13 protein-coding genes and 1 tRNA gene are annotated in these 14,514 nt (G+C 51.7%); all 14 read right to left on the reverse strand.

The window, feature by feature from the left end; genetic code table 11:
• Position 1 precedes the first annotated feature (1 nt).
• Positions 2-1,000 carry a hypothetical protein gene (locus tag BUA34_RS12185; protein ID WP_072830025.1) on the reverse strand — a complete coding sequence of 333 codons (999 nt, stop codon included), beginning with the start codon at positions 998-1,000 and terminating at the stop codon, positions 2-4.
• Positions 1,001-1,099: 99 nt separating this feature from the next.
• Positions 1,100-1,576, reverse strand: coding sequence for a 30S ribosomal protein S7 (rpsG, locus tag BUA34_RS12190; protein ID WP_072829989.1), 477 nt, complete (start codon positions 1,574-1,576; stop codon positions 1,100-1,102).
• A gap of 11 nt (positions 1,577-1,587) precedes the next feature.
• Positions 1,588-1,977 carry a 30S ribosomal protein S12 gene (gene rpsL, locus BUA34_RS12195; RefSeq protein WP_015731968.1) on the reverse strand — a complete coding sequence of 130 codons (390 nt, stop codon included), beginning with the start codon at positions 1,975-1,977 and terminating at the stop codon, positions 1,588-1,590.
• A 67-nt stretch (positions 1,978-2,044) separates the two neighbouring features.
• Positions 2,045-6,484: a DNA-directed RNA polymerase subunit beta' gene (gene rpoC, locus BUA34_RS12200; RefSeq protein WP_072829991.1), complete on the reverse strand. Its 4,440-nt coding sequence runs from the start codon at positions 6,482-6,484 to the stop codon at positions 2,045-2,047.
• A gap of 2 nt (positions 6,485-6,486) precedes the next feature.
• Positions 6,487-10,776, reverse strand: a complete 4,290-nt coding sequence (gene rpoB / locus BUA34_RS12205; RefSeq protein WP_072829993.1) for a DNA-directed RNA polymerase subunit beta — start codon at positions 10,774-10,776, stop codon at positions 6,487-6,489.
• A gap of 105 nt (positions 10,777-10,881) precedes the next feature.
• Positions 10,882-11,256 (reverse strand): 50S ribosomal protein L7/L12, encoded by a 375-nt coding sequence (gene rplL / locus BUA34_RS12210; protein WP_015731969.1) that lies wholly within the window; start codon positions 11,254-11,256, stop codon positions 10,882-10,884.
• Between the two features lie 51 nt (positions 11,257-11,307).
• Positions 11,308-11,841 (reverse strand): 50S ribosomal protein L10, encoded by a 534-nt coding sequence (gene rplJ, locus BUA34_RS12215; protein WP_014545988.1) that lies wholly within the window; start codon positions 11,839-11,841, stop codon positions 11,308-11,310.
• An 8-nt stretch (positions 11,842-11,849) separates the two neighbouring features.
• On the reverse strand, positions 11,850-12,536 hold the full coding sequence (rplA, locus tag BUA34_RS12220; protein WP_014545989.1) for a 50S ribosomal protein L1: 687 nt from the start codon (positions 12,534-12,536) through the stop codon (positions 11,850-11,852).
• A gap of 40 nt (positions 12,537-12,576) precedes the next feature.
• Positions 12,577-13,002 (reverse strand): 50S ribosomal protein L11, encoded by a 426-nt coding sequence (rplK, locus tag BUA34_RS12225; protein ID WP_014545990.1) that lies wholly within the window; start codon positions 13,000-13,002, stop codon positions 12,577-12,579.
• A gap of 31 nt (positions 13,003-13,033) precedes the next feature.
• On the reverse strand, positions 13,034-13,573 hold the full coding sequence (nusG, locus tag BUA34_RS12230) for a transcription termination/antitermination protein NusG (protein ID WP_072829995.1): 540 nt from the start codon (positions 13,571-13,573) through the stop codon (positions 13,034-13,036).
• Between the two features lie 3 nt (positions 13,574-13,576).
• Entirely contained in the window at positions 13,577-13,765 is a 189-nt protein-coding gene (gene secE / locus BUA34_RS12235) for a preprotein translocase subunit SecE (RefSeq protein WP_014545992.1), read from the reverse strand.
• 19 nt (positions 13,766-13,784) lie between these two features.
• A tRNA-Trp gene (locus BUA34_RS12240) sits at positions 13,785-13,857 on the reverse strand.
• Between the two features lie 12 nt (positions 13,858-13,869).
• Entirely contained in the window at positions 13,870-14,022 is a 153-nt protein-coding gene (gene rpmG / locus BUA34_RS12245) for a 50S ribosomal protein L33 (protein WP_014545993.1), read from the reverse strand.
• A gap of 12 nt (positions 14,023-14,034) precedes the next feature.
• Positions 14,035-14,514, reverse strand: a 480-nt coding sequence (locus BUA34_RS12250; protein ID WP_254794461.1) for an EF-Tu C-terminal domain-related protein, incomplete at its 5' end; no start/stop codon positions are given.

Raw genomic sequence — 14,514 nt, forward strand, 5'->3', positions numbered from 1 at the left:
TTTACGATATCCAGCCGTTTCGAATCATTACAACTTCCCATTTTCCTGATTGCTTGGATAGGTAGTAAAAGCTTCCTCGGCCATAGCCGTCACTCACACTCAAGTTTACCATATCCCGGCCCTTGTTAAATACCGCACTCGATACGGCCGGGTATGAGTGAAAGAAAAAATCATCATCATCATCAATATACGGCAAAACGGGAATCTCCCACATCAAAAAACGGCGATCCCCATGGGCTTTCGTTTTCATAAAAATGTTCAATAGCGATTCATATTCCTTGTTTAGAACAAGAACCTGCTGGCCTATCGGAGTTTTTTCCATGCAGGCAGATTTCGCTTCTTTCCTTTCACTCTGCTTTATACCGAACGGATTTATCTTCAGCAAAGCATTCATATCTGCGGCTACAGTATCAACATAATGCACCTGCAGCGTTTGAATAAAATAAACGACTTTAAATACACTAGTAGAATCCTTTTTCAAGACCGACAAAGCCTCTTCAAACGGAATACCCATAATCGTCGCTTCATCTTCTTCCCTAGTATCCCATCTCCACCCAGGCGCCGTCAGTTCTACTTTTTGTGTACTATCTACCTTCCCAAGAAGGGATTCACGCTTTGCTGTATCAAGCATAAACCAATACATGTGTTTAATATGATATTCAAAAAAATATTTCGAAACCGCTTCATTGATTTCGCGTAAATCAGCCGCCAGGGAATCATCTGCCGGAATCGTTCCGCAAAGAGAATCCGTAGACCTTTTCCACCTTGCAATGAAATGACTTTTGTAATCGTCCATGGAATCGCGAAGCAACGTGTCATTCGTCGCCTGATACTGCTCGTAAAACGCAAACGCACGCGAAAGAACCGTATCCAGAGGCAGAACCTTCAGCTCTTCAAACCGCTTTGCGCTTTTCAAATCATCTTCATTAGACTCAGAGCACCCGCAAAGGAGAGCTACAAACGTCACCGCCAGCAAACAAAAATTTCGTAGAAACTTCATATACAACATAAATACAAAATTTATCCAACAAAAGCAGAAAAGGTCCGCGATTTTGTCGCGGACCTTCCTCTAGGATAATTCTGTGCTTGCGCGCAAGAATTAGAAACGGAAGTGGGCGAAAGCCTTGTTGGCTTCGGCCATCTTGTGCGTATCGTTCTTCTTACGGACTGCGTTGCCTTCGCTGTTCTTAGCGGCAACGAGTTCTGCTGCAAGACGTTCTGCCATGTTGGCTTCGTTGCGGTTACGAGCTGCATCGAGGAGCCAGCGGAGAGCGAGAGCCTTGGCGCGATCCGGAGCAACTTCCATCGGGACCTGGTAGTTTGCACCACCAACGCGACGGGACTTGACTTCGACACGCGGCTTGATGTTTTCAAGGCAGAGTTCGAACTTTTCGAGCGGGGTTTCCTTGCCTTCAACCTTCTTGTCGAGGAGGTCGAGAGCGGTGTAGACGATCTGTTCAGCGATGGTCTTCTTACCCTGCTTGAGCACGACACCGACGAGTTCAGTGACGAGCGTGGAGTGGAAACGCGGATCCGGGAGGATGGAGCGATGGAGAGCCTTTCTTCTTCTAGACATAGATTACTTCCTTACTTCTTGGCCGGAGCGGCACCTTTCTTCTTAACACCGTACTTGGAGCGACCGTTCTGACGGCCGTTGACTGCCTGGGTATCGAGCGTACCACGGATGATGTGGTAACGAACACCCGGAACGTCCTTCACACGACCACCGCGGATGAGCACGATGGAGTGTTCCTGGAGGTTGTGGCCTTCACCCGGGATGTAAGCGGTAACTTCCATCTTGTTGGAGAGGCGCACACGGGCAATCTTACGAAGAGCGGAGTTCGGCTTCTTCGGGGTGCTGGTGTAAACACGGGTGCAAACGCCGCGCTTCTGGGGGCAGGACTTCAAAGCTACGGAAGCGGTCCTGTTGCTGATCTGTTCACGTCCGTTACGGACGAGCTGTTGAATAGTTGGCACTGTTTAATCTCCTAGATTTTGGAGTGCAAATATAGTTTTATTTCCAAATATTTCAAGTACTTAGCTGTTAATTATCTGAATCTTCCTCGTCAGAAGAGCCGATTTCGTTATCCAAGAGCTGGATTCCGGAACCAGATTCGTAATTTTCAGCCTGTACATTCTGCAAACGAGAGCGTTCTTCCATTTCGTCGGCATCGGCATCGATCACTTGGACGTTCCTCAAGTGACGGGCACCAGTACCGCACGGAATAAGTCGACCCATAATCACGTTTTCCTTAAGACCCATGAGCGGATCCACGCAGCCTTCGATGGAGGCGCGGGTAAGGATTTTTTGGGTTTCCTGGAAGGAAGCTGCAGAAATGAAGCTGTCCGTTGCCAAGGAAGCCTTAGTGATACCAAGGAGCATCGGTTGATACTTAGCTTCAGCCTTACCGAGAGCGCGCAGACGTTCGTTTTCGGTACGGAGACGGGTCTTGGAAATTTCTTCGCCCGGCAAGAGATCCGATTCACCCGGATCCAAAATGCGGACCTTACGCATCATCTGACGAACGATACATTCGATGTGCTTATCTGCAATAGCCACACCTTGCAGGCGGTAAACTGCCTGGATTTCGTTCACCAAGTGGCGCTGCACATCCTCGGGTCCGAGAACGTCGAGGATATCGTGCGGGTCCACACTGCCTTCGCTGATCTTCTGACCAGCACGGACACGGTCACCGTCATTGACCGCCAGATGGATACCACGCGGAACCAGCACTTTCACTTCGTTGCCATCCATCTGCTGAATAATAACTTCTTGGTTGTTGCGCACTTCGTTACCGTACTTGACGAGACCGTCAACCGGTGCGATGAATGCCTTGTTCTTCGGAACACGAGCTTCGAAGAGTTCAGCGACGCGCGGAAGACCACCGGTAATATCGCGGGTCTTACCAGCTGCACGCGGAAGCTTTGCGATAACCTGACCGGAAGTAACGCGGTCACCCTGATGCACGGCGAGGATAGCGCCGTCAGGCAACATGAAGTGGCCAACCTTTTCGCCACGTTCATCATTGATGATGATGACCGGACGCAATTGGTTCTTACCGTGTTGCTTGTCGCTGATGACGATCCAAGTTTCGACTTCGGTCATTTCATCGCGTTCAATACGGTAAGTTCTGTTTTCAATAAGATTGCTAAATGCGATCGTACCGGACACGTTCGTGATAATCGGGCTGTTATACGGATCCCATTCGAACATGCTTTCGCCCTTCTTGACGGTAGCATTGTTTTCGACGTGCAAGATTGCACCGTACGGAATCTGGTAACGGCCCTTGTTGATGCCGGTATTGTCGAAGATAACGAGTTCGCCCATACGGGAGACGACGACCTTCTGGCCTTCGTGGTCCACCGTTTCGACCTGTTCGAGTTCGACGTGGCCATCGACTGCTGCCTTCTTGTCGCTTTCGACAGTAAGACGGGAGGAAGCACCACCGATATGGAACGTACGGAGGGTAAGCTGCGTACCCGGTTCACCGATGGACTGTGCAGCGAGCACACCAACAGCTTCGCCGAGGTCAACCGGACGACCGGAAGCAAGCATACGGCCGTAGCACTTGGCGCAAACGCCTGTCTTCGAGTTACAGGTAAGCACAGAACGCATCTTGATGTGTTCGAGACCTGTAGCAGAAATCTTCGGGAGGTCACGTTCGGTAACGAGTTCGCCAGCCTTGACAATCACTTCGCCGGTAACCGGGTGCTTGATGTCTTCGACCGGAGCGCGACCGAGGAGACGTTCTTCAAGAGGAATGACAGTATCGTCACCGTCCTTGAATGCAGAAACTTCGATACCATCGGTAGTTCCGCAGTCCGGTTCGGTAATCACGAGGTCCTGGCCCACGTCAACGAGACGACGGGTAAGGTAACCAGCGTCAGCCGTCTTAAGAGCGGTATCAGCAAGACCCTTACGAGCACCGTGAGACGAAATGAAGTATTCCATCACGTTCAAGCCTTCACGGAAGCAGGACTTAATCGGGTTTTCAATAACTTCCTGACCACCGAGCTGCTTGATCGGCTTCTGCATCAAACCACGCATACCGGACAGCTGCTTAATCTGTTCGCGGCTACCACGAGCGCCGGAGTCAGCCATCATATAGACCGGGTTGAAACCGTCACGGTCGTGAGAGAGCAAGTCCCACTGCTTGGCAGCAACGTCGGACGTTGTCTTGGACCACACGTCAATCGTCTGGTTATAACGTTCACCGTCAGTAATGACACCGTCTTCGTAAAGGGCGCGAATCTTGGAAACCTGTTCGGCAGCCTTGTCAAGCATTTCCTGCTTTTCCTTCGGGATAACCATTTCGGCGATAGCCACGGAGGAACCAGCGCGCGTTGCCCACTTGTAACCGTTGGCCTTGAGATCGTCGAGGTAGTCGACAGTCACGCGGTTGCCGGTACGACGATAGAGATCGTCAATGGACTTTGCAATCACCTTCTTGCCGAAGGTTTCGTTGGCGTAGCCAAGAGCGTTCGGAACAAATTCGTTGAAGATGATACGGCCGACAGTCGTCTTGATGACGTTGTCTTCCTTGAGGGTAAGGAACTTGACCTTTTCGCCAGCCTTGACCTGGACTTCGATGTTGCCATTGTCGTCGGCCATTTCGCGGATGCAGGTGCAGTCCTTTTCGACAGCGCCCATATAGATCTTGCGACCTGCCGGGAGCTTGAGGTAAACATTGGCGTTCAAATCCACGACGTCGTTTTCGTAAGCGCGGATGGCTTCGGCCGGGTCGTAGAAGTGCATGCCTTCACCCTTGCGGTTCGGACGCGGCTTAGTGAGGTAGTACAGACCAAGCACGATGTCCTGGCCCGGCACAGCAATCGGCTGACCGGAAGCCGGGTGAAGAATGTTGTTCGAAGAAAGCATCAACACGCGGCATTCGAGCTGAGTTTCGAAAGAAAGCGGAAGATGCACAGCCATCTGGTCACCGTCGAAGTCAGCGTTGAATGCTGTACAGACGAGCGGGTGGAGGCGAATCGCGTTACCTTCGATGAGCTTCGGATAGAATGCCTGGATACCCAAGCGGTGAAGCGTCGGAGCACGGTTCAACATGACCGGGTGGTCTTCAATAATCTGTTCGAGAATGTCCCAAACTTCAGGACGTTCTGCGTCAACGTACTTCTTAGCAGACTTGAGCGTGTAGACAATGCCTTCTTCTTCCAAGCGCTGGATGATGAACGGCTTGTAAAGTTCAAGAGCCATGCGCTTCGGGAGACCGCACTGGTGCATGCGAAGTTCCGGTCCCACGACAATCACGGAACGGCCGGAGTAGTCAACACGCTTACCGAGCAAGTTCATACGGAAGCGGCCCTGCTTACCCTTGAGGAGTTCGGCGAGGCTCTTGAGCGGACGTGCAGAACCTGCACGAGCGGTGCGGCGGCCGCTATCGAACAGCTGGTCGACAGCTTCCTGGAGCATACGCTTTTCGTTGCAGAGAATCACGTTAGGGGCACGGATGTCGATCAACTTTTTCAAGCGGTTGTTGCGGTTGATGACACGGCGATAGAGTTCGTTCAAGTCGGAGGTAGCAAAGCGGCCACCTTCGAGCGGTACGAGCGGACGAAGATCAGGCGGGATAACCGGAAGAACGTCGAGAATCATCCAAGACGGCTGGTTAGCGAGCAAACGAGCTTCGTTCGGATACTTGTGGCGGAATTCTTCGTAGGCGTCGGCAAGCACAAAGTCAGAGTGTTTGGCTTCGTAATCTACCTTGAATTCGGCAACAGCTTCGGCAAGACCCTTGAGCCAAGCCTTGCTTGCGTCGCGGGCCGGATCCGGATTCTTGTAGTAGCTGCGGAAGCTTTCCATCTGGGACTTCTTGAAGGCTTCGACAACCTTGAGGCGCTTCACGGCATCGTCCTGCTTGGTCTTGGACTTGGAAGTAGCCTGCAAGCGGAGTTCTTCGGAAAGCTTGGTCAAGTCGACACGGTCGAGCAACTGCTTGATAGCAGATGCGCCCATCTTGGCTTCAAATTCACGGCCTTCGGCAACGAGGTCCTGATACTGAGCTTCGTCGATCAGGGAGTTCGGTTCGAGGTCGGTCGTACCCGGATCAATCACCACGTACTTTTCGTAGTAGATGATATGGTCGAGGTCCTTAGTATTGAGGTTGAGAAGTGCACCAATGACGCACGGCTGGTTACGGACGAACCAAGTGTGGGTCAGAGGAATAGCAAGTTCGATGTGGCCCATGCGTTCGCGACGGACCTTGGAGTGAGTCACTTCAACGCCGCAACGGTCGCAGATAACGCCCTTGTAGCGGATGCGCTTGAACTTACCGCAGTTGCATTCCCAGTTCTTAACCGGTCCAAAGATCTTTTCGCAGAAAAGACCATCCTTTTCAGGCTTGAAGGAACGGTAGTTAATCGTTTCCGGCTTTGTCACTTCGCCATAGGACCAGTAACGGATCAGGTCCGGAGAGGCGAGATGAATAGAAATGTCGCCAAACTGTTCAGTCATTTCTTCAGCCATAATTACTTGTCTCCAGTGGTCTCGATATCAAGACCCAAAGAATGAACTTCGCGAATCATAACATTGAAGGATTCAGGGATACCCGGCTTCGGCGTATTCTGACCCTTGACAATGGCGTCATAGACCTTGGAACGGCCCTGCACATCGTCAGACTTGACGGTGAGGAGTTCCTGCAACGTGTATGCGGCACCGTAAGCTTCCATAGCCCACACTTCCATTTCACCGAAGCGCTGGCCACCGAACTGACTCTTACCGCCGAGAGGCTGCTGCGTCACGAGAGCGTAGCTACCGATAGAACGTGCGTGGATCTTGTCGTCGACCAAGTGACCGAGCTTGAGGTAGTACATGTAACCGATGGTCACCGGGTTGAGGAGGGCTTCACCGGTCTTGCCGTCGTAAAGCTTGGCCTTACCGATAATCTTGTTGTTTTCCGGATCCATTTCGTAGTTCACGATCGGGTTCTTCTGGTAAGCCTTTTCGAGTTCCTTGCAGATATCTTCGAACTTAGCACCGTCGAACACAGGAGTCGTCACCTTGAAGCCGAGAGTCTTTGCAGCCCAGCCCAAGTGAACTTCAAGCACCTGACCGATGTTCATACGAGAAGGCACGCCTAGCGGGTTCAGAAGAATCTGGAGCGGACGACCGTCTTCAGTGAACGGCATGTCTTCGACCGGAACGATTCTCGAAACGACACCCTTGTTACCGTGGCGACCAGCCATCTTGTCACCAATGGAGAGGCAGCGCTTCTTCGCGATGTAGACCTTGACGCTCTTGAGAACGCCCGGCTTGAGTTCGTCACCCTTCGTGACCTTGTCGATTTCCTTTTCCATCGTGCGGGTAAGGGTATCGAGGTTGTCGCGGGCAACGAGAACGAGAGAGAGCACCTTGTCCTGGAGGTCATCGTCATCCACAACGAACGTGGAGAGCGGAGAAACCTTCGTGACGTCGATGAACTTGAGGTTCTGTTCGTTATAAGTCTGACCTTCGCGGATCAAGAGTTCATGAGTTTCGTTGTCCATGACCTTGCCAGCAGACTTGCCTGCGAGGAGGTCGAACAAGTGTTCACGGCATGCATCCTTGATGCGGTCAATCTGGCTCTGGAAATTCATACGAATTTCTTCGATGGTTTCCTGATCCTTTTCCTTGCTCTTCTTGTCGGCCTTGTCCTTCTTGCTGAAGATACGGGTTTCGAGCACGACGCCCTTCATTCCCGGAGGAGCCTTGAGAGAGGAATCGCGCACATCGCCGGCCTTTTCGCCGAAGATTGCACGGAGCAAACGTTCTTCCGGAGTGAGTTCGGTTTCGCCCTTCGGGGTAACCTTACCGACGAGGATATCGTCCGGACCGACTTCAGCACCGACGCGGATAACGCCGTTTTCGTCGAGGTTACGGAGAGCGTCTTCACCGACGTTCGGAATTTCGCGAGTCAATTCTTCCGGACCGCGCTTGGTGTCACGCACTTCCATTTCGTATTCTTCGATATGGATAGAAGTGAACGTGTCCTTGATAGCGAGTTCTTCGGAAATAATGACAGCGTCTTCGTAGTTATAACCGTTCCACGGGAGGAAGCCGATGAGGATGTTCTTACCGAGAGCGAGTTCGCCGTGGTCAGTAGAAACACCGTCAGCCAAGACGTCGCCGACCTTCACAAAGTCACCAACGTTCACAATCGGCTTCTGGTTAATGCAGGAATCCTGGTTGGAACGTTCAAACTTGCGGAGCTTGTATTCGTCAATCGGATCCTTGCCGAGGAATTCATAATTTTCACCGAGACCGGTAAGCGGTTCAAATACACCGTTCACCATCTTGCCACGCTGCACAGTAATGTTGCGAGCGTCAACGAAGGTCACGCGACCGTCGTGCTTAGCACGGACAACCGTACCCGAGTCGAGAGCGGCGCGGCGTTCGAGACCCGTACCCACGACCGGAGCTTCGGCGCGGAGCAGAGGCACAGCCTGGCGCTGCATGTTAGAACCCATCAAAGCACGGTTAGCGTCATCGTGTTCAAGGAACGGGATGAGGCCTGCTGCGACAGACACGATCTGCATCGGAGCCACGTCCATGAGGTCGATACGTTCAGTTTCGGTGTCGCCGATAGCGATGGAATCCTGCTTCATCAAGTGCGGGTATTCGCTCTTGTCGCGGACGATGACGTAGCCGTCCATGTCGCCCTTGAAGCGGTTGTCATCGTCGAGTTCGGTAGAAGCCGGAGCAACCTTGAAGGAGTCTTCTTCGTCAGCAGTGAGATAGCTGATGTAGTCGGAAACGATCTGTTCCACGACGTCGCCCACCTGCACGTAGTCCGGAGTGCCGTCGAAATCATCGAGAGCAAAACCGTTCTTGCTGTAAGAAACGTTACCGTCGGCATCCTTGATCTGGAAGACCTTGTTCACGAAGCCTTCGAACAATTCGCGCTGGCGGTTGTCGAGGTTCAAGCGAACAGTGTCGATTTCCTTCTGGGTGAGTTCGAGTTCCACGAAGAGGTGCGGATCATGAACGAAGCCCTTGAAGATACCGAAATGCCACTTTTCTTCCGGGAAGTAGCACTTGTTGCCCTGAGCGTCCTTGAATTCAACGAGACCCACGATACGGTACGGAGTTTCGATGAAGCCGAAGTGGTTCACCACGGCGTAAGAAGCGAGGGAGTTGATAAGACCGATGTTCGGACCTTCCGGAGTTTCAATCGGGCAGAGACGGCCATAGTGCGTGTAGTGAACGTCACGGACTTCGAAGCCTGCACGTTCACGGGTAAGACCACCAGGACCAAGAGCGGAGAGACGACGCTTGTGAGTAAGTTCAGAAAGCGGGTTCATCTGGTCCATGAACTGGGACAACTGGCTCTGGCCAAAGAATGCCTGGACGACAGTAGAAACCATGCGGGTATTGACAAGTTCGCGCGGAGTCGTCTGTTCTTCTTCGGAATGGAGAGAAAGGTTTTCGCGGATGACGCGAGACATACGGGAAAGGCCGACGGAAATCTGACCGGCAAGGAGTTCGCCCACAGAACGTGTACGGCGGTTGCCCAAGTGGTCGATATCGTCAAGAGTATAGCCTTCGTCGCCGTTGAAGAGGCCGACCATGTATTCGATGATAGCAAGGAAGTCAGTCTTGCTCATCGTCATCTGGGTCACAGACGGCATCTTGAATTCGTTGACGCGATCGAAGCGTTCGGCAACTTCCTTAACCTTGGCAAGAATAGCAGCGGTATAGACCTTTGCGTTCAAGCGGTAACGACCGACTTCGCCAAGATCGTACTTGTGCGGGTCGTTGAGGAAGAGTTCGTCGAAATAGCGTTCGGCAGTCTGGAGGTTCGGAGCTTCTTCCTGCTGCTGGTGGGTCACGGAGTAGACAGCCTTGAGAGCGTCTTCGCGGGACTTGGTCTTGTCGGCAGCGAGAGTGTAGTGGATGAGGAGGTTGTCTTCTTCCTTCGAGAGCACAGTAATCTTTTCGACACTGCTTTCACGGAGACGTTCGAGCTTCTTGTCGTCGATAACAGTGTTGGCTTCGAGGATGATTTCACCCGTTTCTTCGTCAATCACATCATTGAAGATGATGCGGTTGATGAGGGTGCAGACACCTTCCTTGTCAAAGTCGTTAAATGCGGCATCGTCGAGGACAATTTCATCGGTCTTCTTGTAGAAGAGGTTCAAGATGTCCTGAGTCGTTTCGAAACCGATGCAGCGAAGCATAGCGGTAGCGGCGAGCTTCTTCTTGCGGTCAATGATGAGGTAAAGGATGTCGCCTTCGGTGTTGAATTCAACCCATGCGCCGCGATGCGGAATAATACGGCTCTTGTAGTCGGAGCGGCCGTTGGGTTGCATTTCTTCGTCAAAGCTCACACCAGGAGAACGGTGCAACTGCGAAACGACGACGCGTTCGGCGCCGTTAATGATAAACGTTCCGTTCTCGGTCATGATAGGAAGTTCGCAAACCAAGACATCGTTCTTGATTTCTTCCTTGAGCTTGCTTTCTTCTCCGTCCTTTTCAAACACCTGGAGGGAGAGAGTTGCGAAAAGTTCCATGGAATACGTGAGACCACGCTCACGGCATTCGGGGATGCTGTATTTCGGGATGCCGAAATAATATCCTTCATACTTCAAGGAATACAAATCCTTGTCATCGGTGATCGGGAAGATATCGCGGAACACGCGTTCAAGCCCGACGTTCATCCTTTTTTCTTGCGGAATGTCCTTTTGAAGGAATTGCTCGTACGAAGCCTTCTGGACTTCGATCAGGTACGGGAGTTCCAGGTGGAACTTGTTGGAGGAATAAGACTTTCGCTCCGTCGTCATTAGAAATACCTCATCCGGTGAAGAGCCTAATAATAGTCAAAAAACACCAAAAGCCCGCACTGTCGTGCAGGCAATTGGTAAGGAAGAATTAATGCAGCAAAAGCATTACTTAAGGGTAACCTTTGCTCCGAGTTCTTCGAGTTTCTTCTTGAGAGCTTCGGCGTCAGCCTTCGGTGCAGCTTCCTTGATGACGCTGTTGGCAGTTTCGACGACCTTCTTAGCTTCAGCGAGGCCGAGACCCGTGATAGCGCGAACTTCCTTGAGGATAGCCATCTTCTTAGCCGGATCGATTTCGGCGAGGATGACGTCGAATTCGGTCTTTTCTTCAGCAGGAGCTGCAGCAGCTGCAGCCATAACTACAGCGCCACCGGCAGCGGCTTCGATGCCGTGGGTTTCTTTAAGGTAGTCAGCCAAAGCCTTGGCTTCGAGAAGGGTAAGACCAACGATTTGATCGCCCAATGCCTTGATATCAGTTGCCATGATGTGTTTCTCCGATTATTCCGTTTAAAATTTTTGGTTTGTGGTTTGTTGTTAAGCTTCCGCTGCAGCAGGGGCTGCTTCGGAACCCGATTCTTTTTCCAGCTTTTCCTGGAGGGTCTTGAGCTGACCGGCAATCGTGGAGCCCGGTCCGAGAGCGATGGAGACGATCATTGCGATCATGCCCTTACGATCCGGAATCTTAGAGAGGTTCACGACTTCGGAGCCCGGCATTGCCTTGCCATCAAGGTAAATGCTCTTGGCAACCAAGAAATCAGGGTTTGCTTTGTGGAATGCTTCAATTTCGCGAGCCGGCAGGAGCGGGTCTTCTTCGAAACCGACCATCACAGACGTTGCGCCAGTGAGGGAGTCGTTGAGACCTTCAACCTTGAGAGCTTCGAGCACGCGCTTGAGAAGAGTGTTCTTCACAGCGTGGTACTTGACACCCTTAGCAGCGAGGGCCTTGCGGAGGGCATTGTCCTTATCGACAGTGATGCCCTGGAAATTGAGCAGATAGACGGCGGTAGCGCCCTTGAAGGACTCGACGAGCGCGTCCACGGTCTGTTGTTTTTTAACTACAGCTTTCATGGTTTCTCCTAGCGCGTCAGTGCCATATCAAGTTTGATGCCCGGGGCCATCGTAGCCGTCAAAGTGAGGCTCTTGATGTAAGTGCCCTTAGAAGATTGAGGCTTGTTCTTCACAACAGAGTCGATAACAGACTTCGTGTTTTCAACGAGCTGATCGGCAGTGAAGGAAAGCTTGCCAACCGGAGCGTGGACGTTAGCGCCCTTGTCAACGCGGTAGGAAATCTTACCGGCCTTGAGTTCCTTGACGGTCTGAGCGACGTTAACAGTCACCGTACCAGCCTTGGGGCTCGGCATCATACCACGAGGACCGAGGACACGTGCGACCTTACTAATCACCGGCATCATGTCGGGAGTAGCAACGACGGCGTCAAAGTCCAGCCAGCCTTCCTGAATCTTCTGAACCAAGTCGGCACCACCAGCGTAGTCAGCACCTGCGGCTTTGGCAACTTCAAGGTTGTTATCCTTGCAGAACACCAAGACGCGGACCTGACGACCGGTACCATGCGGAAGCACGACTGTGCCACGAACCACTTGGTCGGAATGTTTTGGGTCCACACCGAGATTGAAGTGTACTTCGACCGTCTGGTCGAACTTCAATTCGGACTTTTTGAGTATTTCGATTGCTTCCTTCAAATCGTACGCTTTGGTGCGATCGAAAGATTCAGCAATCTTTTTGTATTTTTTTCCTCTGAACATGAAATTTTCCTGTCAGATACGTAACGGTGAATTACCTGCCTCAGTCAACCACTTCAATACCCATGGAACGAGCAGTGCCCGCAACCATGCGCTTGGCGGCTTCGAGGTCGATTGTGTTTAGATCCGGCATCTTCTTTTGGGCGATTTCCGTGATCTGGGCTTGAGTGATCTTGCCAACTTTCTTACGGTTGGGTTCACCAGAGCCACTCTGCACGCCAGTAGCCTTCTTGATGAGGGCCGGAACCGGCGAGACCTTCGTGATGAAGGTGAAGCTCTTGTCAGCGTAGACCGTGATGACAACCGGCACAATCATGCCCTTGTCGTTCTGGGTCTTAGCGTTAAACTGTTTGCAGAACTCCATGATGTTCACGCCCTTCTGACCAAGGGCAGGACCTACCGGAGGAGCTGGGTTAGCTGCGCCACCGGGAATCTGGAGCTTAATATAACCTGTGATTTTCTTTGCCACTGTATTATCTCCGTTTCAAAGACCGTATCAATTATGCGTCGGCGGATTCGACTTGGTTAAAAGCGAGTTCGACTGGCGTAGAACGACCAAAAACGGAAACCATGACCTTGATCTTGGCTTCCATAATTTCATCTACGACGCCCACAAAGCCCTTGAAAGGACCTTCCTTGATGCAGACATTTTCGCCAATTGTGTACGGAATTTGGATCTCGCCTTCAATGGAGTTTTCAGGATCAACACCCAGAAGACGATCGACCTCGCTCTGACGAAGCGGAATAGGTACTCGAGAAGCGCGAGTCATTCCGCCGAAATGGGTGACACCATTGATGGTGGACACCAGGTGCTGGGTGAGCTCGTCCAGCTCCATTTCAATAATAATATATGCAGGAAACAAATTTTGGACGCTAACACGACGCTTACCGCGAACGTTGGAAACAACTTCGCGGATAGGTACGAGTATACGTCCAAATTTATCTTGAACGCCTTCGCGCTCAATCATTTGCTCAAGGCGTTTCTTGATATTGTTTTCTTGACCGGTAAAGGTGTGAACTGCATACCACTGCATGGCCATACATTAACCTCTACCCATAATGAAATTTACAATCCAAGAGAGCACAAAATCGAGCCCTGCAATATAGAATCCCATGATAACGCTGAAAAGCATTACAACAAGAGTAGAACCCTTAAGTTCTTCCCAGGTGGGCCAAGTAACCTGTTTCAGTTCTTGGACAGATTCTGATACATATTGCTGAACCTTACGCATTTTTTCTCCGGGAAGTGAGCAGGTCGAGAGGGACTCGAACCCCCAACCAACGGTTTTGGAGACCGTGACTCTACCAATTGAGCTATCGACCTATTCGGACTTCCTTACTTGGATTCCTTGTGAACAGTATGCTTGCGGCAGAAGCGGCAGTACTTCTTGTATTCCACGCGGGAAGGATGAAGACGCTTGTTCTTGTCGCAATCATAGTTGCGCTGATTGCATTCTGTGCATTCAAGCACGATGAGTTCTCTAGGCATTTTTTATCCTGATTACTTGATGATTTCGGTTACAGAACCTGCACCAACCGTGCGGCCACCTTCGCGGATAGCGAAGCGGAGCTGCTTTTCCATAGCGATCGGAGCAATGAGGTTCACGTGAATCGTGACCGTGTCACCCGGAGTAACCATTTCAACACCTTCCGGGAGCTGGATCGTACCAGTAACGTCGGTGGTGCGGAAGTAGAACTGCGGACGGTAGCCATTCATGAACGGCGTGTGGCGGCCACCTTCGTCCTTCGTGAGAACGTAGATTTCAGCCTTAAATTCGGTGTGCGGAGTGACAGACTTCGGAGCTGCGAGCACCATGCCACGGACGATGTCCTTCTTTTCAGCGCCACGGAGGAGGAGGCCAACGTTGTCACCGGCCTGAGCGTCATCGAGGAGCTTACGGAACATTTCAACACCGGTAATGACGTATTCGGTGGTTTCACCGAGACCGATACGTTCAACCTTGTCGTTGAGGCGAACGAC

It is taken from the genome of Fibrobacter sp. UWB12, assembly GCF_900142485.1.
In the GTDB taxonomy this organism is placed as follows: Bacteria; Fibrobacterota; Fibrobacteria; order Fibrobacterales; family Fibrobacteraceae; genus Fibrobacter.